19 protein-coding genes are annotated in these 19,353 nt (G+C 28.6%); 2 read left to right on the top strand and 17 right to left on the bottom strand.

The genetic code is table 11. The features are described 5' to 3' along the window. Positions 1-9: 9 nt before the first annotated feature. The 17 genes from rseP to L6653_RS01015 form a co-directional block, all read right to left on the bottom strand. The gene (gene rseP, locus L6653_RS01095) at positions 10-1,023 is read right to left on the bottom strand and encodes an RIP metalloprotease RseP (protein ID WP_236785052.1); all 1,014 of its coding nucleotides are present in this window, start codon (positions 1,021-1,023) and stop codon (positions 10-12) included. 12 nt (positions 1,024-1,035) lie between these two features. Next, on the bottom strand, positions 1,036-1,812 hold the full coding sequence (locus L6653_RS01090) for a phosphatidate cytidylyltransferase (RefSeq protein ID WP_004838361.1): 777 nt from the start codon (positions 1,810-1,812) through the stop codon (positions 1,036-1,038). Continuing rightward, positions 1,799-2,503 (bottom strand): undecaprenyl pyrophosphate synthase, encoded by a 705-nt coding sequence (uppS, locus tag L6653_RS01085; protein ID WP_236785050.1) that lies wholly within the window; start codon positions 2,501-2,503, stop codon positions 1,799-1,801. The genes L6653_RS01090 and uppS overlap by 14 nt, the downstream gene beginning before the upstream one ends. Before the next feature lie 167 nt (positions 2,504-2,670). Continuing rightward, positions 2,671-3,255 (bottom strand): resolvase, encoded by a 585-nt coding sequence (locus L6653_RS01080; protein ID WP_236785048.1) that lies wholly within the window; start codon positions 3,253-3,255, stop codon positions 2,671-2,673. A 3-nt stretch (positions 3,256-3,258) separates the two neighbouring features. Then, positions 3,259-5,358 (bottom strand): Aq_aa27 family P-loop NTPase, encoded by a 2,100-nt coding sequence (locus L6653_RS01075; RefSeq protein WP_236785047.1) that lies wholly within the window; start codon positions 5,356-5,358, stop codon positions 3,259-3,261. A 207-nt stretch (positions 5,359-5,565) separates the two neighbouring features. Further along, on the bottom strand, positions 5,566-6,750 hold the full coding sequence (locus L6653_RS01070) for a GspE/PulE family protein (RefSeq protein ID WP_236785046.1): 1,185 nt from the start codon (positions 6,748-6,750) through the stop codon (positions 5,566-5,568). After that, entirely contained in the window at positions 6,750-8,279 is a 1,530-nt protein-coding gene (locus tag L6653_RS01065; protein ID WP_236785044.1) for a YifB family Mg chelatase-like AAA ATPase, read from the bottom strand. Before L6653_RS01065 ends, L6653_RS01070 begins: the two co-directional genes overlap by 1 nt. Before the next feature lies 1 nt (position 8,280). Continuing rightward, a complete protein-coding gene (locus L6653_RS01060; RefSeq protein WP_236785042.1) occupies positions 8,281-9,180 on the bottom strand; it encodes an RluA family pseudouridine synthase in 900 nt (299 codons plus the stop codon). Between the two features lie 111 nt (positions 9,181-9,291). After that, positions 9,292-10,401 (bottom strand): tRNA 2-thiouridine(34) synthase MnmA, encoded by a 1,110-nt coding sequence (gene mnmA / locus L6653_RS01055; RefSeq protein WP_236785040.1) that lies wholly within the window; start codon positions 10,399-10,401, stop codon positions 9,292-9,294. Next, positions 10,385-11,470, bottom strand: a complete 1,086-nt coding sequence (locus L6653_RS01050) for a cysteine desulfurase family protein (protein WP_236785038.1) — start codon at positions 11,468-11,470, stop codon at positions 10,385-10,387. The genes mnmA and L6653_RS01050 overlap by 17 nt, the downstream gene beginning before the upstream one ends. Positions 11,471-11,513: 43 nt before the next feature. Further along, complete coding sequence (locus tag L6653_RS01045; RefSeq protein WP_004838352.1) at positions 11,514-11,735, bottom strand: YdbC family protein; 222 nt, start codon at positions 11,733-11,735, stop codon at positions 11,514-11,516. Positions 11,736-11,743: 8 nt separating this feature from the next. Beyond that, a complete protein-coding gene (locus L6653_RS01040; protein ID WP_236785036.1) occupies positions 11,744-12,175 on the bottom strand; it encodes a hypothetical protein in 432 nt (143 codons plus the stop codon). A gap of 349 nt (positions 12,176-12,524) precedes the next feature. Further along, positions 12,525-13,010 (bottom strand): peptide-methionine (S)-S-oxide reductase MsrA, encoded by a 486-nt coding sequence (gene msrA, locus L6653_RS01035; protein WP_236785034.1) that lies wholly within the window; start codon positions 13,008-13,010, stop codon positions 12,525-12,527. Then, positions 13,007-13,477 (bottom strand): threonine/serine exporter family protein, encoded by a 471-nt coding sequence (locus tag L6653_RS01030; protein ID WP_236785032.1) that lies wholly within the window; start codon positions 13,475-13,477, stop codon positions 13,007-13,009. Before L6653_RS01030 ends, msrA begins: the two co-directional genes overlap by 4 nt. Before the next feature lie 9 nt (positions 13,478-13,486). Beyond that, complete coding sequence (locus tag L6653_RS01025) at positions 13,487-14,257, bottom strand: threonine/serine exporter family protein (RefSeq protein WP_236785030.1); 771 nt, start codon at positions 14,255-14,257, stop codon at positions 13,487-13,489. Positions 14,258-14,321: 64 nt separating this feature from the next. Next, a complete protein-coding gene (locus L6653_RS01020; RefSeq protein WP_236785029.1) occupies positions 14,322-15,086 on the bottom strand; it encodes a DnaJ domain-containing protein in 765 nt (254 codons plus the stop codon). Between the two features lie 52 nt (positions 15,087-15,138). Then, on the bottom strand, positions 15,139-16,908 hold the full coding sequence (locus L6653_RS01015) for an ABC transporter ATP-binding protein (protein ID WP_236785027.1): 1,770 nt from the start codon (positions 16,906-16,908) through the stop codon (positions 15,139-15,141). 112 nt (positions 16,909-17,020) lie between these two features. Between L6653_RS01015 and L6653_RS01010 the strand changes: the two genes are divergently transcribed. After that, the gene (locus L6653_RS01010) at positions 17,021-17,863 is read left to right on the top strand and encodes a sulfide/dihydroorotate dehydrogenase-like FAD/NAD-binding protein (RefSeq protein ID WP_236785025.1); all 843 of its coding nucleotides are present in this window, start codon (positions 17,021-17,023) and stop codon (positions 17,861-17,863) included. After that, positions 17,850-19,241: an NADPH-dependent glutamate synthase gene (gltA, locus tag L6653_RS01005; protein WP_236785024.1), complete on the top strand. Its 1,392-nt coding sequence runs from the start codon at positions 17,850-17,852 to the stop codon at positions 19,239-19,241. Before L6653_RS01010 ends, gltA begins: the two co-directional genes overlap by 14 nt. The last annotated feature ends 112 nt before the right edge of the window (positions 19,242-19,353 follow it).

The following is a 19,353-nucleotide window of genomic DNA, read 5'->3' as shown; positions in this document are numbered from 1 at the left end:
TTTTTCTCCTTAAAATAAGCTAATTAAATCTTTAATTGTAACTAGAAGAATTAAACTCAACAAGAGAATAAATCCTCCTATAGTAAATTTTTCTTCAATTTTTTTATTTACTCTTTTTTTTGTAATCATTTCAAATAAGGAAGTAAATATTTTCGATCCATCTAGGGCTGGAATTGGTAAAAGGTTAAAAAATCCTAAATTCACACTGATATATCCTAAAAAGAATAATAAATTCATTGCTCCAAGATTTGCCTGTCTTCCCATTTCTTTTACAACACCAACTGGCCCAGATAGGGCTGAAAATCCTAATTTTCCAGTAAACAAACTTTTTAATACTGTAAACATTAAGACTATCATGGACCCAACTTCTTTTATTCCAATTTTAATAGCTTCAAAAAATCCTACATCCTCATTTTTTGGAATAAAACCAAGTAGAGGTCTTTTATCTTCAAATTTAACCTTGACATTTTTTTCAATTTCTTTATCATTTCTTTTTACTTTCAAAGAAATTTCTTCATTTTTATCATGGTTTTTATAAAATTCTTCTAATCTTTTTGAAATATCAGAAAATTCATTAATTTTTTCGCCTGAAATTTCTGTTATTTGATCATTTATTTTTAAACCTTGACTTTCTATCGGGGAGTTTTTTGTAAATTCACCGATTTTTGTTGACGGTTTTCCAGTATTAAAAGATACGATGGCAAATAAAATTGCTGCAAAAATCAAATTTGTCAAAGGCCCTGCAAGAATTGTTAAAAATCTCTTGTAGGCTGGAGCCTTGTCAAAGGATCTTTCATCATCACTTTCATCATCTTCCCCTTCCATGGCACAATATCCACCAATTGGAAATAGATTTACAGAATAAAGAGTTTCTCCTTTTTGTTTTGAAAAAATTTTAGGTCCCATGCCAATGGCAAATTCATTAACCTTAATTCCACTTTTTTTCGCTATAATAAAATGTCCAAATTCATGAATCAAAATCAAAAATAAGAACATTATAATAGATAAAATAACCGACTTCATTTCTCTCCTAACTTATATTAATGTAAATAAATAAAGACAAGGGCTGATAAATAAGATTGAATCAAACCTATCCAAAATCCCTCCATGACCTGGAATTAAATTTCCATAATCTTTTATTTTACATTTTCTTTTTATAAATGATGCTACTAAATCTCCAGTTTCTGATAAAAATGCAGCAATTATTGTAAAAATAATTACTAATAATATATTTTTGTCAAGCTTTACATAATTTACATAAATCAAATTTAAAATCACAGCTCCACAAATTCCTCCGATAAAACCTTCTATGGTTTTGTGAGGAGAGATTGATTCTAATGATTTGATTTTGTGTTTGCCAATAGTTGAGCCTGTAAGATAAGCAAAAGTATCTGAGCCCCAAGCAATAATATATAACATATAAAGATATATTTTATTATTAATTCTTATCGCACTTGACATAAAAATAGAAACATAAGTTACTACAAATAAAAGTGCAAAAAAGTCTTCCATCCTATATTTTTTATTAAAAATCATATATACAAAAATTGCTATGAGTATAGATGTAAAGCCAAACATAAATAAATTTTGATGATTGCTAAAGGCATTTATAACAAAAAATAAATTTATTACCATAGCAAATTTTAAAGGAACATTGTATGACAAATTTTTCAGTGCATTTACCAATTCTTTTACAGCAATACACGAAAAAATCCCAAAACCAATTGCAAAATAAATTCCACCAAGATAAGTTATTGCAATTAATATAAAAAGAATTATTCCTCCACCAAAAAGCCTTTTAGCTAGGTTCATTTATACCACCATACCTTCTATCTCTTCCAAAAAACGCATCGACTGCATCATCCAAATCTTTTTTCGAAAAATCTGGCCACAAAATATCTGTAAAATAATATTCAGTGTAGGCCATTTGATAAATCAAAAAATTAGAAATCCTAAGATCTCCACCAGTTCTAATCAAAAGATCAGGATCTGGCATATTTGCCGTATACAAATAATTTGAAATGTATTCTTCATTTATATTTTCAAAATCTATCCCATCTTTAGCCATATCCTTGAAAGCTTTTACAATTTCACTTCTTCCCCCATAATTTATGGCCATATTTAAAACGAGCTTATCATTATTTTTTGTTAGCTCGCAAACATCAAGACAAGCCTTTATAGTTTTTTCTGGAAGTTTTGATATATCTCCAATAATGTTTAATTTTACTTCATTTTCAACGAGTAAATTTGTCTTATCTTTTATAAATTTTGCCAACAATTTCATCAAATAATTGACCTCTATTTTTGGTCTTTTCCAATTTTCTGTAGAAAATGCATAAAGAGTTAGATATTTTATGCCTTTTTCCTTAGCATAAAGAGCAATATCCACAACATTTTCAGAACCTTCCTTGTGACCCATAGATCTTGGCAAATTTCTTTTTTGAGCCCATCTACCATTTCCATCAAGAATTATGGCAAGATGGTTAAGTTCTTTTTCTTTCATACGTCCTTCCTTCTAATTTTATCTCTATATGATTATACCATAAGAAATTTAAGAATTAATAAGAAATATTTTAATAAAATACTAGAAAATCAGTAGTATGAATCATTCAATAAAAAAAAGATTGTAATTTATATTTTCATCTACTTTTAAAATTTTTATAATTGTATTTAACTTAATTTATATTTATTTACAAAATCTTTATTAGCTTTTAAAATCTCCCTATATTCTGTGATCATATTGTAAAAAGTAGCTTTTTTAAGCCCTGACTCTTCCATAAATTTTTTGGAAGATATTTCCTCATTATCCCATTTTTCATAAAGTTCTTCCCAATTATCTGGAAATTCCATTTTATTTCTTCCAGCATTAGATTTTTTATTAAATTCTAGTTTAACAATATTATTATTTAAAAGTAAAGAATCAAGTATTGTTTTAAGTATAGCCTTATTCATAGGCTGGGATACACCGTATTCATAGCTTGTTTTAATGTCAGCAATTAGCAAAAATTTTTTTCGATTTATAAAATATTCTAATTCATTTGCTATATCTATTTTGCTAATTCCTAAAGATTTAAGTGATCCAATAAGTAAGATATCAGTATTTTTCATCTCGTTTTTTATTGAATTTAGTTCTCTAAAATTTCTTTTGTGTTCAACACTTACAAATATATCCACATTTTCTTCTCTTATTAAATCAATTATGCCTTCAAAAATATTAATATCTTCTGTCGTTTTTGTATAAATATATAAAGACATTTTTTACCTCCTAAAAAACTTCACTAACTTATTAAATTTAAATCCTAATGCATTTTCAAGTTCTTTTCTATTAATTTTTACTTTTGACATTTCTCTATTACATGAGTACTTACATTCAAATTCCCCTGGTAAAGAATTGGTCCAACTCTCTAAAATTTTCTTAGAAGTTTTATCTGATCCAAACTTAATTATTACAATGTTTGTTTTTATTATAAAACAGTTAGGATCACTTTCCCATAGATTTCTTATTTCTTCTATAGCATCTTGTGAAATATATTTTGCATGGTAAGAAAAATCTTCATTCCAGTTTAGCTCTCTTACATAATCAGGCAAATCAAAATTATGCTCTTTAAATATTTGTATTAAAACATTTGAAGATATTTTAATAATATCTGGATAATAATCATCTGCTATATCATTCGAACCTATCATATAATCGATAATCCCATTAACTTCTTCTATCATAATTCTTAAATATTCTCTATAGAGTGCATTTGTTGCTCTTGACTTAATATTTTTACTTATACCATCATATGCTACAGGATCAATATCTTTTTTTAGACCCGAATTATATTTAAGAAACGGCATTCTTTTTCTTTCAGGTTCTCCAGGATCACATATTTCATTGCTTGCGAAAATAAAAAGTGCTTGTTCTTCTATTTGCCTATTTTCACATTGCTTACTATTTTTTATTTTTTCTTTAAGTCTTCCATAGTAATGTCCATCAATTTCATCTACAAATATTGGTAGACCCTTATATGTTTCTTGAATCATACCAATTTTTGCAGTTGAAACTTCTTTAGTTGAAAAGTGCTTTAAGTTCATATTTGTCATTAATTTTAATATCAACTCTGTCATAAAAGTTTTTCCTGTATTAGATGATGACGAAGCTATCAATGTAAATAAAGGAAGACTTGAAGTAGGAATATTTTTAATATCTGCGACACATCTTAGTTTTGCATTAAAAGGCGATGAAAACATTATATTTAAAAGTTTATAATGTGAATCTCTAAGTTTATCTACATCTCCTATAAAATCTTTTTTGTAATTATCCATCGTTTCAAATAAGAGCTCTATATCTTTTTTTACATCTTCTTTTTTTGGATTTAAATCTATAACTTTATCATTTAAAAATACTTTTCCATTATTATAATCAAAAGTTAGCTTAGGATAATCTGTTTGAATTTCTTTAATATCTAATTTTTTTCTTTTAATTTTCCTAGAGTTTACGCTTATCTTTTTAATTAAATCTGGAACTATTTCAATAAAACCTTTTTTAGAATTTGCCTTTATATTATTTACCAAGATTTTATTCTTTTCCATTATTTTATCTGCATCTAAAGTATATTTTATATGATCATAAAATTCTTCATTCTCAGCTGGTTTTTCTAATAATATAGTTTTTTGTGTTTTTATAGCTTTTTTAATTATTGGTATATCTTTTTCTGGATCATCCTTTTTTGAAGATGCCACTACCTCTTCAGGTATATCATCTGCCAAACTCCAAGCTGTTTCAAAATCTTCTAAATAAGCATAATAAGCATTTATTGTATCATCTATTTCATATGTTTCAATTTGATTTCCAGACCATGCGCCACTTGACATATTTGCAGAACTTATTATTACTCTAGTTTTCCCTTGATTAGATTTTAGTAGATAGAATTTCCTATGGTCTATTATGTATTTAGGAGATCTTATCGACAAAGATCCATCCCCAATTCTTTTTACCAAATCTTTTTCCTTCCTAACATAGTCAGCAGCAAGTTCTGATAAAGTCATATTTTCGGCTAATAAATAAGCTTCTGACCTTAATTTGTGTAGCTCGCTATCTCTTCTGACCATAAATCTTCCACCAAGTATAAGCTCTCCGTATTCGAACATATTTATAATTTTACTTATAAATTTAATATTATATGAGTATGTTATAGCCCTTATTTCATCGTATCCACTAAATAAATTCTCTAAAGTCTCATAACTAGTTTCCAAAAATCTTGTGTGATATATTTTATATTTATTTTCTATAAATTTTTGACTTGTACCATCATTAATCCTCTGTAAATTATTTTTATTTTCTTCCGTATTAAACAGTGAAATTTGTTTCATAATTCCCTCCAATTTTAATAGTCTATAAATATATCTCCATTTATGTACATTATAAATTTAGTCTATTAATTAGTCAATATTTTTATACTGATATAAAATTAATTTTTTCCAATATTTTTAAAGAATAAATAGAAGTTTTATTCCAGTAGTAAAAATTAATATAGCCCCCACCAAAAGGTGGAGGCTATATTAATTTTTTCGATTTGTTTAATTAAAATAATAAATTGAATCTAAAATTTCTTCAAAGCTTGTGACCCCATCTAAAACTTTTTTTAATCCATTGTAAGTCATAGACTTAAAATTTTTTTCTTTATTCAATAATTCTAAATCATTTTTGCTGAAATTTTTATTTTCAAAGAAAAGATTTTTGTAATCATCATCAAAATCTACAATTTCTTCAACAGCTTCTCTGCCTAGATATCCATCGTGACATTTTTCACAAGATCCTGGATCGTAAATATAAGTTTCTTCGTCTATATCAAAATAATTTTTTACAAAATTATATTCTTTTTTTGAAATTTTTCTTTTTTTCTTGCATGAGCAAAGTTTTCTTACAAGTCTTTGGCTTGCAAGGGTATTTACGGATTGTTTTATCAAATAATCTTCAACTGACAAATCACGAAGTCTATTTATTGATGCAAAACTATCGTTAGTATGTAAAGTTGTTAAAACTAAATGCCCAGTTATAGCAGCTCTTACTGCCATTTTTGCAGTTTCATTATCTCTGATTTCCCCAAGCATAATAATATCTGGATCTTGCCTCAAAATTGACCTAAGTGCACTTTGAAAAGTTAGACCTATTTTTTCATTAATTGAAATTTGATTTATACCCAAAATATTTATTTCTACTGGATTTTCTATGCTAATAATATTTCTATTTTCATCATTTAACTTATTTAATAAAGAATAAAGGGAAGTAGATTTTCCAGAGCCAGTGGGTCCAGAAAAAATTATCATTCCAGATTTATTTTTAATTGCATTTTCCAAAATTTTTTTTGAATCATCGGAAAAACCCAATAAATTCTGAGATTTTTTAAAATTTTCAATTGATAAAATCCTAAGAACTAATTTTTCGCCAACAATTGTGTTTAAAGTTGAAATTCTAAAATCAATGTGGGGAAATTTATCTAATTTCAAATATCCGTCTTGAGGTCTTCTTTTTTCTGAAATATCTAATTTAGAAGATAATTTAATTCTTGTCAAAAGTTTAATATAAGAGGAATAATCCATCTCAGTTATAACTCTAAGTTTGCCGTCAATTCTAAATCTAATTCTTGAAAAATTTTCATCCATAGGCTCAATGTGTATATCACTTGCATTTAATTTTAAAGCTTTTTCTATAAGCCCATTTATATACAAATCTATATTTGAATTTATCAAATTATTATCCATCACACACTCCAATATTTATCATCCAAAGACCTATATCTAACAGCTTCAAGAAGATGTTTTGCTTCGATTTTTTCGCTTCCATCAAGATCTGCAATTGTCCTAGCCATTTTAATAATTTTATTGTAAGATCTTACAGAAAAATTATATTTATCGAAAGCCTTTTGTCCGATTTCCTTTACATTTTTATCAAGTTTTATATATTTTTTCATAAGTCTTGTTGAAAGGGCTCCATTTGTAGAAATCTCTTCATTTTCGTATCTTTTTATTTGAATTTCTCTTGCCCTTTGAACTTCTTCTCTCATTTCTTTTGAAGATTTTGTTTTGATATTATCATCCAAATCTTTGTATTTTACAGGTTTTATTTCTATGTGAATATCAATCCTATCAAGAATTGGAGAAGATAATTTTGACAAGTATCTTCTTATTTCATTTTGAGTGCAAGTGCATTCTTTTAAAGGATTTCCAAAATTTCCACAAGGACATGGATTCATGGCAGCAATTAAAATAAAATCAGACGGATATTTTATACTTGCCATTGATCTTGAAATATTTATTTCCTTATTTTCCAAAGGCTCTCTCAAAGCTTCTATGGTTTTTTTGGAAAATTCTGGAAATTCATCCAAAAATAAAACTCCTTTATGGGCGAGAGTAATTTCTCCTGCCTTTGGAATATTTGCCCCTCCTCCAATCAAAGAAACCTCGCTTGCTGAGTGGTGGGGAGACCTAAATGGCCTATTATTTATCAATTTTCCACTTTCAAGAAGTCCCATCACTGAATAAATTTTTGTAACTTCAATTTTTTCTTCAAAATCCATATCTGGTAAAATTGATGGCAAATGTTTGGCAGAAAAAGTTTTTCCGCTTCCAGGAGGTCCAATCATCAATAAATTATGACCACCAGCAGCTGCAATTTCTAGGGCTCTTTTTAATGAGTCTTGACCTTTTATATCAGAAAAATCAAAAGGATATGTAATATTTTCACTTGTATTTGATAATTTTATTTTGTAAGGAGATTTTTTGGTGTTTTCGTTAAGGTATGAAACTAATTCTTCTAAATTTAAAAATGGAAAAATATTACAGTCTTTTATTATTGCACATTCATCTTTATTTTCATTTGAAATTATAAAATTTTTAAAGCCCTTTTCTCTCATAGAAATTACCATGGCAAGGGCACCTTTTACTGGGACAATTCTTCCATCAAGTGAAAGCTCCCCTATAAAAATAAAATCATCTTTTGAATTTTCAATTACTCCCATACTTTTTAAAAGAGAAATTGCAATTGGTAAGTCTAGTTGAGTTCCTTCTTTTTTTATATCTGCCGGAGATAAATTTATGGTTATTCTTCCTTGGGGAAATTTGAAACCAGAATTTATCAGAGCAACCCTAATCCTATCTTTGGATTCTTTTATAGATGAATCGGGAAGACCTACAATATTAAAAGCTGGCATGCCTGAAGTTATATCAGATTCGACTTCAATCGCTTTTCCATCAAGTCCCAAAAGACTTACTGTATTTGTTTTTGAATACATTTTATTCTCCTAAACCCAAAATTTTTTGATATTTTTTAAAATCTTTATGAACTTCTGCACAAAATTCTCTATAAAGACCATCTTTATCTTTAAATCCTAATTTGTGGCAATGAAGTAGTTGGTGGTCCAAATTAAATTTGTGTTTTACATTCCCATAAACAGGATCTCCCAAAAGTGGATGATTAATGTGAGTCATGTGAACCCTAATTTGGTGGGTTCTTCCAGTTAAAATTTTTATTTTAACCAAGGAATAGCCATTATTTTCTGAAATAACCTCATATTTACTAATTGCATCACGACCAGAATTTCTAACTGCCATTTTTCTGCGATTATTTGGATCACGGTCCATAAAAGTATGAATAGTTCCAGATTTTTTTTGGAAAATCCCATTACAAATTGCCAAATATTCCTTGTCAACTTTTCTTTTTTCAAAAAGATTTTTCAAATATTTGTAAGAAGAATTGCTTTTTGCAATTACCATAAGACCCGTTGTATCCTTATCAAGTCTGTGAACAATTCCTGGCCTATCATCACCTCCTATATGAGATAAATTATCATAGCCAAAATGATCCAAAAGTCCGTTGACCAAAGTTCCACTTACAATTGAACCTGCTGGATGGACAATTACATTTTTATCCTTGTCAATAATTGCAAAATCTTCATTTTCATAAATTATTTTTAAATTCATATCTTCAGCTTCAATTTTTGCTTTTTCAAATAATTGGTCAGAAATTTCTATTTCATCTTCTAAAATTAATTTGTAGGAAGGTTTTATTTTTTTATTATTTACTTTTATTTTTTCATCCTTGATAAAATCTTTCACTTTTTCTCTAGGAATTTCTTCAAATATATCTGAAAGATATTTATCAATTCTAATTTCTTTATTTGCTTTAATTTTCATACTTAAATTATAGCATTACGTAAAAATATATACAAAGTAGGATTATTTTAAAATTTTCAAATAAAAAAACTCTTGCAAAAATAAAAACTTTGCAAGAGCACATTAATTCTATTAAACTTTTAATCTTTTTTCTCCATTATAAACTTCATCTATAATGCAAGAACCCAAGCAGACTTCTCCATCATAAAAAACTGCGGCTTGACCTGGGGTTACGGCCTTTGTTTTATCGTAAGTGATTTCAACTTTTCCGTCATCTAAAATTTTCACATGAGATCTTATATCTTTTTGCCTGTATCTGAATTTACAGGTGCAATCAAATTCTTTTTTTAGTCCCTTAGCTGAAATTGATGATAAATTTGATCCTATTAGTCTATTTGAAAATAATTTTTCATTATTTTTTCCTTGGCAAACTATAAGTTCGTTTTTTTCTAAATCTTTTCCACAAACAAACCAAGCTTCTCCTTCTCCACCAATTCCAAGTCCTCTTCTTTGACCAATTGTGTGATACATTAAACCATAGTGTTTTCCCATAATATTTCCATCGGTATCAACAATATTTCCTTCTTTTGCTGGAAGATAGTGGGATAAAAATTCGTTGAAATTTCTTTCTCCTATAAAACAAATTCCTGTTGAATCTTTTTTATCGGCTGTTGCCAAATTATTTTCTTTGGCAATTTTTCTTACTTCTTTTTTATCCAAATCTCCTACTGGAAATAAAACATCCTTTATTTGATCTTGGGATAATTGAGATAAAAAATAGGTTTGGTCTTTGTTTGAATCAAGACCTCTTAGCATTTTGGTTTCGCCATCTTCCCTATCAACTCTTGCATAATGACCTGTTGCAAGATAATCTGCTCCCAAATCTTTTGCATAGTCCAAAAAGGCCTTAAATTTTATTTCCTTATTACACATTATATCAGGATTTGGAGTTCTTCCCTTTTTATATTCATCAAGAAAATATGAAAATACCCTATCATAATATTCTTTTTCAAAATTTATGGAATAGTATGGAATTCCTATTTGATTGCAAACTTTGACAGCATCTTCATAATCAACTTCTGCAGTACAAACTCCATTTTCATCTTCTTCGTCCCAGTTTTTCATAAAAATTCCGCTTACATCATAGCCTTCTTTTTTTAATAAGAGGGCAGCAACAGATGAGTCAACTCCACCACTTACACCAACTATAACTTTTATATCTTTTTTATCTTTCTTTTCCATCTATCCCCCTTAATTTTTTCAAAACTTCAAATGTATAGTCAATATCTTCTTTTGTATTTGTAAAACCAAAAGAAAATCTTACAGAATGTCTTGCCCTATCTTCATCGTACATATTTTTTATAACATTACTTGCTTCCACACTTCCTGCCCTACAAGCAGAACCAACAGAAATGCAAATTCCATTCATGTCCAAATATGTAAGAAGAAGCTCATTTCTTACCTTTGGAAAATATAAATTTAATATATGATCAGTTGAATTTTCCAAACTTCCATTTATTTCATATAAGAAATTTGATTCTTCTAATTTGTTTACAAAATAAGATTTTAATTCTTTAATTTTTTCTCTTTCACCAATAGCTTTTGGGAAAGATTTTGCCATTGAATATGCTCCCATGGTAAAAGAAGTTCCAGCACGCCTATCTTTTTCTTGCTCCCCTCCTTTAATGAGTGGATTTATTTTTTTATTACAATAAAGAACACCGAAAGAATTTATTCCACCAATTTTGTGCCCTGAAAGAGAAAGAGAATTGCAATGAAGTTTTTCTACATCAATATCAACATGAGAATAAGCTTGAACGCAATCTACATGAAAAAATACATTTTTGTCTTTTAAAAATTCTCCAATTTCATAAACTGGCTCAATTGCCCCTATTTCATTATTTACAAACATCAAAGAAACTAATTTTACATCATCTGTAAGTTTTTCTTTCAATTCATCAAGAGAAAAATATCCATACTCATCAACATCAAGAAAAATTGTTTTTTCCTTATTAACAGTATTTAAAATAGAATCATGCTCGATTTTTGAAGTTATTACTAAATCATCTTTGAAATTTGACAAAATTGTATTATTAGCCTCACTTGCAGATGAAGTAAAAATTATATGATTTGGATTTGCATTAATAGATTTTGCAATTTCTACCCTAGAATCTTCCAAAACTTTTTTTCCAGCCCTTCCCAAGGCATGCAAAGAATCAGGATTCCCATCAAAATTTTCCATGTTTTCAAAAATATCTTTCAAAATCTCTTTTCTTTTTATTGATGTAGCTGCATAATCAAAATATATCATCAAAATTTCCTTATAATTTATAAAAGACCTAAAAATTTAGGTCTTAGTCGTCAAATTCTTCTTTTAAAATTTCTTTTAAAACTTCAGCTTCTTCCTTTGTAAAAGTAATTCCCTTGCTCATTCTTGTATGATCTTCATTCCAATCTCTCAAATCATATTTAGGATCCCTATCGTTCCAAGAAACAAGATTTAATTCCTTTGTCCATCCCTTTGCATTTGTTGAAAGAACTCCCAAATTTTCTACTATATCATATTTTATTGCCATATAAACTCCTAACTATAATAATTCCTTGGCAAAGAGCCAAGCAAAACATATTCAATCTCACTTGCCGCCATTTCCATCTTGCGAATTCTGTTTTTTATTCTATACTTTTGTTTTATAATCTCATCATCATCTAAATTTTTAATATCTTCTAAACTTTTGAGAAAATTTTGAATTTTCCTGTCGTCAGTTTTATAGAAAAAATCACTTTCTTTAATTCTATCTATTTTTTCAACAAAATCATAAAGGTTATGATCTCTCAATGAAACATAAGAATCAACAAAAATCCTATCAAGTTTTTCCTTATCATCATAAAATTGACTAAGATTTTCATATCCAGTCAAATAAAAATTTAATTCATACTCGGCCTTGATAAGACGAATTTTTAAATCCAACAAATTTTTTTGATTTTGAGTTAAATTATTTTCATCAATAAGATCCATATTATCCTCTCCTTTGAGTATAATAACATAGAATATTTTCTTCTACAAGGATTGTATTACAAAGTTTTGAAAAATCAATTTTTGATTTTTCTTATATTTTTTATAAGTTTTCCAAAAAGAAAAAACCTAGTTTAATTTAGGTTCAGACTGTTGATAAAGTATACAAATCCTCATGCTAAGAATATCATACGGAAAAAATTGATTTGATTTCAAATTTTAAAATTCGTCAAAAAAACGCACTGTTTGAGCGTTAGCGAGTTTGCGTTTTTAGAATTTTGGAATTTAGAAATCAACAATTTTTGAAGTCCGATATTCGTGCTTGAGGGGTTGTCTACGCTCTGAACCTAGTTTAATCTAGATTTGGTTTATCTAACAAATCAATGTGGCAATAGCCATTTGGATTTTTTTCTAAATATTTTTGATGATAATCTTCTGCTTTTACAAAATTTTCTAATTTTTCTACTTTAATTTGAATTTTTCTATCTTCATTTTTTTGTTTTTCTTCTAAAAATTTTCTTGCAAATTCTAAATCTTTTTCATCTTTTGAAAAGATTCCACTCCTATATTGAAGACCAATATCATTTCCTTGCTTATTTATTGAAAATGGATCAATAATATAATAAAAATATTCCAAAATTCTTTTTAGTGATTCTTCTTTACCATCGTAGGTTATTTCTACAGTTTCAGCATGGTCTGTTAGGTATAAATTTTCATAAGTTGTTTTTTCACTATTTCCATTTGCATATCCAACTAAAGTTTCTTCTACTCCTTTTATATCTTTTAAATATGCCTCAACTCCCCAAAAACATCCGCCTGCTAAATATATTTTTTTCATTTTTTCTTTCTCCAATCATATTTTTTGCTCGGTTTTCTAAATTTAAAACTCATTAATGATTTTGATAATACAGATGCTAGTAAAATTCCAAATGAAATTGCTGAAGCTACTGCCATGGTATCAAATAAGGTTACAAGGGCAAGAGATTTTTGTCCATCTATAAAATAAAATAAGGTATTATATATTCCCTTTCCTGGTACAAGATTTATCATGCCTGGGACTATAAATAAAATTGCTGGCATATGACATTTTCTTGCAAATATTTCTCCCAAAATTCCAGTCAAATATGATCCAACAAGAACTGGAAAAAATAATCCACCATAAAAATCTTTAACTAACATAAAAACTAAAAAGCCTAAAGCTCCTGCAAGAGATGATAGTCCAATTGATCTTTTAGAACAGGAAAAAAACAAGGCAAATCCTACTGCTGATAAATATGAAAATATAAATCCCAATATGTAATGCATATTTCCTCCTTAAAATAATGTCATTGGAAAGGCAACTCCAATTGCAAGGGCAAGGGATACGAAAAATGACATGGCAAGACCCGTTAGGCCACTTGTCGAATCGCCACTCATCAAATCTCTTATAGAATTTGTTAGCAAAAATCCAGGAACATAGGGCATCATTGATGAAATAATTACATTTGCCATATTAAATCCACCTATAAATTTTCCAATTATGTGGGCAAAAAGTGAAACCATAATTCCAGCTGCAAAATTTTCTATAAAATAACCATACATTTTTTTTTCAATCCTAATAAATACAAGATATGTTAAAAGTGAAACTACAAAGGTTACTGGCAAATCCAAAAGATTTGGTGTTTTTGAATTAACTATCATTGGAAATGCAGTTGAAGCAAGGGTTGCTCCAATGATTTTTAATTTAACATCCGCCTTGGAAGTTTTTTTAATTTTATCAAGTTCTTTTAAGGCCTCATCAAGGCTAAATTCATGATTGCAAAATTTTCTTGAAAATGAATTAACCTTATCAACCACTATCAAATTATTTCCCCTGTTTTTTACTCTCTTAACATTTGCATAGGTCTTTCCATCAACATTAAAAGAATACATAAGAGCATTAAAAGTTGCAAAAACATCTATATCGCTTGCTTCATAAATAGACCTAATTATTCTTTCAACTGTATCTTCAACCCTATAAATTTCTGCTCCATTTTTTAACATCATAGCTCCTGCTCTTGATGTAATTTCAAGCAATTTATTTATATCATCTTCCCTGTATTTCATATCTCTTCCTTTTCTAATACAAAAGTAACTTTCCAAAATTGAAGGAAAGTTACTTTGAAAAATTTTACATATTTTTGTATTTATTAATATTATCTAAAGAAAGAAATTCGTAGGCATCATTTATTTTTTGAAATTTTTCTGTTGCGTCAGGATCTGTGCTTATATCAGGATGATATTTTTTGGCAAGTTTTCTATAGGCAAGCTTTATTTCATATTGATCGCTTGTATATCCTACTCCCAAAGTATCACATGCTTTTTGATATTTTCCCTTAAAACCAAGGTCATTTACAAAACCACCATTTTGGTAGGATCCCGAATTATATCCCCCATTAAAATTTCTTTCGTCAAAATCAAATCCTGAAAAATTAAAACCTTGAAAAAATTCCTCAAATCTTTGATTCATTTCTTCTTGTCTTCTTTGTCTTTCTTCTTCAGCCTGTCTTCTTCTTTCTCTTTCTTGGTCTAGCTTATATTTTTTTGCATAATCTGATAAGTTATCAAAGCCTTTTTTCTCACCTAGAATTAGGCTATCAGCTTTGTCATACATCCATTCTATCAAAGTATAATTTCCATATCTTAAAAGGGAAATAAATGATTTGCCTAGAAATGGAACTATTGCAATTATCAAAAAAACAGTAAAAAGTTCAGGCGGTATAGCTATAAAAAACAAAGGCAGTGCAAATATTACTGAGCATCCAATTAGCATTATAACTTGGCTTAAACCTTCAAAGACTGTAACTATTGCATTTAAAATATTTATTAAAAAATTAAATATAGAATTTAATACGCTTGCTAGTCCGTGGATAAATTTTCCAAATATTTTTTTCACGTTTTTTTCTCCAATCTATCATGATTATACCCAAGTTATTTTTATATGTCTACTAACCAAAAAGCTCCTCATTATTAGAATTATAAAGCTTATAATAAATTCCTTTTTTATCAAGTAAGTCTTTGTGAGATCCTCTTTCAACAATTCCATCTTCTGTTAAAACTAAAATTGAATCTGCATTTATAATTGTAGAAAGTCTGTGGGCAATTGTTAAAGTTGTTCTTCCCTTGGATAATTTTTCCAAAGAATCTTGAACTATAGCCTCACTTGTATTATCCAAAGATGAAGTTGCTTCATCCAAAATTAAAATTGGAGGATTTTTCAAAAATACTCTTGCAATAGATATTCTTTGTTTTTGTCCCCCTGAAAGTTTTACTCCTCTTTCTCCAACATAGGTATCAAATCCATCAGGAAGTTCCATTATAAAATCATAGGCTCCTGCAAGTTTACTCGCCTTAATAATTTCTTCATCACTTGCACCTTCTTTTCCGTATAAAATATTATCTTTGATACTTGCTCCAAAAAGATAAACATCTTGTTGGACAATTCCAATATTATTTCTCAAAGAATCCAAGGTCAAATCATTTATATCCTTATCATCAATTAAAATTTTTCCCTTATTTAATTCATAAAATCTTGGAATAAGTTTTGTAATTGTAGATTTTCCTGCTCCAGATGGACCAACTAGGGCTACATTTTCTCCAATACTTATATCAAAATTAATATCTTCCAAAATCCATGGATCTTTTTCGTCTTGGTCAGGATATTTAAAATAAGCATGATCAAAGGAAATTTTTCCCTTAACATCTGTAAGTTTTTTTGCATCTTTCTTATCCAAAATATCAGATTTCATATTAATTACTTCATTAAATCTTTCAATTCCTGTAATTCCTTTTTGATATTGGTCAGTAAATTCTACAAGTCTATTTACAGTTGCAATAATTATATTTAAATATAAAACAAAGGCTACCAAATCTCCAGGGCTTATCTTTCCTTTTATTACAAAATTTCCACCCATAATTATCAAAACTGCATACATACTTCCAGCAAATAATTGGTTAATCATATTGTAGGATGCCATATTGTAATATTTTACTTTTTTGATATCAACAAATTTGTCGTTTCCTTTTTTAAATTTCTTTTTTTCTAAATTTTCATTGGCAAAAGATTTAACTACATCTATTCCCAAAAGAGAATCTTCAATACTTGAATTTATTTCTCCAATTTGTTTCTTTTCACTTTTTACAGATCTTGAAAAAGCTCTTCTTTTTATTCTTGCTGCATAAACCATAAGTGGAATAATTATATACAAAACAAGAGTCAAAGGAATATTTATTGTCATCAAAACTACAAAGGATATTGAAAGTTTTATAAAACCAATAAAAAATTCTTCTGGACAGTGGTGGGAAAATTCTGTTATATCGAAAAGATCTGTCGTCATCCTACTCATAAGTTGTCCAATTTTTGTTTCATTGAAAAAAGCTGTGGACATTGTCAAAAAATGTTTGAAAATATCCCTTCTCATATCTTTTTCAATGTGAGCTCCCATTATATGGCCGTAAGATTGCATTACATATCTTCCGGCAACTTCTACAAGTTTTGTAAGAGTATATATTAATGTAAGTTTTAAAATAATTGAATAAGTCAGGCTAGAATTTGCTGCATGGTCTGTTAAACTTGATAAAATAATTGGTAAAATCAATTCACAAACAGTCGTCAAAAATGCAGAAAATAAATCTATAGCCAAAATATTTTTGTAATCCTTGTAATAAGGAATAAATTTTTTGATTAATTCTTTGTCAGAATAAGTTCTTTTTTCCATTTCTCCCCCTTTTTATTTATACTATAGTATTTTACTATTAATTTAAACTTAGTCACTTGATTTTTTCTTTGTAATTGTTAAAATATTAATGAAGATATAAATAGGAGGATATATGGCAAGAATAATTGAAAAAACAAATCTTAATGATTCAACCATTAAATTTGTTGTAAATTCGCCAGAAATTGCAAAAAGAGCTAAGCCTGGTCAATTTATAATTTTACGAATAGATGAAAAAGGTGAAAGAGTTCCTTTTACAATTTCTGAAACTGACGAAGAAAACGTAACAATTATTGTTCAAATAGTTGGTGGAACTACTATAAGAATGAATGAATTAAAAGCAGGCGACGGATTTTTGGATTTTGTTGGTCCTTTGGGAAAACCAACAGAACTTGATCAATATAAAGGAAAAAATGTTTGTGTAATTGGTGGAGGTTTGGGAACAGCTATTGCCTATCCTCAAGCAAAATATTTACATAAAATTGGAGCTCATACAGATGTAATCATGGGCTTTAAAAATAAAGACATAGTAATTCTTGAAGATGAATTAAAAGAATCTTCAGACAATTTATACATTACAACCGACGATGGATCTTATGGTAAACAAGGATTTGTTACTGAAGTTTTAAAAGAAAATCTTGAAAACGGAAAAAAATACGACCTAGTTTTAGCCATAGGTCCAATGATTATGATGAAAAATACTGCCCTTGTAACAAAAGAATATGATATACCAACTATAGTTTCTTTAAACTCAATTATGGTTGATGGAACTGGTATGTGTGGTTGTTGTAGAATTACTGTTGGAGGCGAAATGAAATTTGCCTGTGTTGATGGACCAGATTTTGATGCTTTTGAAGTTGATTTTGATGAAGCCATGAACAGGGGAAGAAATTACCAACAAGAAGAAAGAGAACACATTTGTAGACTAACAGGAGATATGAGAAATGGCAAAATTTAATATGAGTAAAGAAAAGGTTGGTATGCCTGAGCAAGATCCAAATGTTAGAAACAAAAATTTTGACGAGGTAGCTCTTGGTTATGATTTAAAAATGGCCCAAGAGGAAGCTCAAAGATGCGTTCAATGTAAAAATAAACCATGTGTTAATGGTTGTCCAGTTTCTGTAAGAATTCCAGAATTTATTCACCAAGTTGTAGAAGGTGATTTGGAAAAAGCCTATGAAATAATTTCATCAACAAATAACCTTCCAGCAATTTGTGGTAGGGTTTGTCCACAAGAAAACCAATGTGAAGGAGTTTGTACAAGAGGAAAAAATGGTGAGCCAGTAGGAATTGGTAGACTTGAAAGATTTGTTGCAGATTATAACATGAACAAGGATTATAAAAAACCTGTTGAAGTTACTGGACAAAATAAAAAAGTTGCCGTTGTTGGTTCTGGTCCTTCTGGACTTTCTTGTGCAGCTGACCTTGCAAAATTAGGTTATGAAGTTGTAATGTTTGAAGCTTTCCACACAGCAGGTGGAGTTTTGATGTATGGTATTCCAGAATTTAGGTTGCCAAAAACTTTAGTTCAAAAAGAATTGAAAAATGTAATAGGTCTTGGTGTAAAACTTCAAAGAAATACAATAATTGGAAGAACAAAAACAATAAATGAATTGTTTGAAGAAGGTTTTGAAGCAGTTTATGTTTCAACTGGTGCAGGTCTTCCAAAATTCTTGGGAATTGAAGGAGAAAATTTAAATGGAGTTTATTCAGCAAATGAGTTTTTAACAAGAATGAATTTGATGAAAGCTTATAAGTTCCCAGAATATGACACACCAGTTCATATAGGTAAAAAAGTTTGTGTAGTTGGTGGTGGAAACGTGGCAATGGATGCAGCAAGAAGTGCAAAAAGAATGGGCGCTGATGTAACTGTTGTTTATAGAAGAAGTTTTGAAGAAATGCCAGCAAGAGCTGAAGAAAGTCACCACGCCAAAGAAGAAGGAATTAACTTTATGAACCTCCACAATCCTGTAGAAATTGAAGGAGAAAATGGTTGGGTTAAAAAAGTTAAACTTGAAGTTATGGAATTGGGAGAAGAAGATCAATCTGGAAGAAGACGTCCTGTTCCTACTGGAAAATATGAAGAAGTAGATTTTGATTCTGTAATAGTTTCAATTGGTCAATCTCCAAATCCACTTATCAAACAAACAAATGATGATATAAACACCGAATCTTGGGGTGGAATTATAATTGATGATTCTACAATGACAAGTAAGGATGGAGTTTTTGCAGGAGGAGATGCAGTAAGTGGTGCTGCTACTGTAATTCTTGCAATGGGAGCTGGTAAAAAAGCTGCTGAAAATATCGACAAATATATAAAAAATAAGGCTAAATAATTAATTTTTTTACTTTTATTTTAAAATAAAATTCCGATATCACAAATTATATTATGATATGTGATATCGGATTTTTTTTATAAGAATATATAAGAAAGCTCTTTTTTATAAA

Source organism: Anaerococcus ihuae (assembly GCF_928368155.1).
GTDB classification, from domain to species: Bacteria; Bacillota; Clostridia; order Tissierellales; family Peptoniphilaceae; genus Anaerococcus; species Anaerococcus ihuae.
Note: the sequence above shows the minus strand (reverse complement) of the source record. Positions and strands in the feature narration are given on the sequence as shown.

Coding starts and splice junctions, on each gene's coding strand:
- rseP (WP_236785052.1), bottom strand. CDS start 1,023: ATGAAGTCGGTTATTTTATCTATTATAATGTTCTTATTTTTGATTTTG.
- L6653_RS01090 (WP_004838361.1), bottom strand. CDS start 1,812: ATGAACCTAGCTAAAAGGCTTTTTGGTGGAGGAATAATTCTTTTTATA.
- uppS (WP_236785050.1), bottom strand. CDS start 2,503: ATGAAAGAAAAAGAACTTAACCATCTTGCCATAATTCTTGATGGAAAT.
- L6653_RS01080 (WP_236785048.1), bottom strand. CDS start 3,255: ATGTCTTTATATATTTATACAAAAACGACAGAAGATATTAATATTTTT.
- L6653_RS01075 (WP_236785047.1), bottom strand. CDS start 5,358: ATGAAACAAATTTCACTGTTTAATACGGAAGAAAATAAAAATAATTTA.
- L6653_RS01070 (WP_236785046.1), bottom strand. CDS start 6,750: ATGGATAATAATTTGATAAATTCAAATATAGATTTGTATATAAATGGG.
- L6653_RS01065 (WP_236785044.1), bottom strand. CDS start 8,279: ATGTATTCAAAAACAAATACAGTAAGTCTTTTGGGACTTGATGGAAAA.
- L6653_RS01060 (WP_236785042.1), bottom strand. CDS start 9,180: ATGAAAATTAAAGCAAATAAAGAAATTAGAATTGATAAATATCTTTCA.
- mnmA (WP_236785040.1), bottom strand. CDS start 10,401: ATGGAAAAGAAAGATAAAAAAGATATAAAAGTTATAGTTGGTGTAAGT.
- L6653_RS01050 (WP_236785038.1), bottom strand. CDS start 11,470: ATGATATATTTTGATTATGCAGCTACATCAATAAAAAGAAAAGAGATT.
- L6653_RS01045 (WP_004838352.1), bottom strand. CDS start 11,735: ATGGCAATAAAATATGATATAGTAGAAAATTTGGGAGTTCTTTCAACA.
- L6653_RS01040 (WP_236785036.1), bottom strand. CDS start 12,175: ATGGATCTTATTGATGAAAATAATTTAACTCAAAATCAAAAAAATTTG.
- msrA (WP_236785034.1), bottom strand. CDS start 13,010: ATGAAAAAAATATATTTAGCAGGCGGATGTTTTTGGGGAGTTGAGGCA.
- L6653_RS01030 (WP_236785032.1), bottom strand. CDS start 13,477: ATGCATTACATATTGGGATTTATATTTTCATATTTATCAGCAGTAGGA.
- L6653_RS01025 (WP_236785030.1), bottom strand. CDS start 14,257: ATGAAATACAGGGAAGATGATATAAATAAATTGCTTGAAATTACATCA.
- L6653_RS01015 (WP_236785027.1), bottom strand. CDS start 16,908: ATGGAAAAAAGAACTTATTCTGACAAAGAATTAATCAAAAAATTTATT.
- L6653_RS01010 (WP_236785025.1), top strand. CDS start 17,021: ATGGCAAGAATAATTGAAAAAACAAATCTTAATGATTCAACCATTAAA.
- gltA (WP_236785024.1), top strand. CDS start 17,850: ATGGCAAAATTTAATATGAGTAAAGAAAAGGTTGGTATGCCTGAGCAA.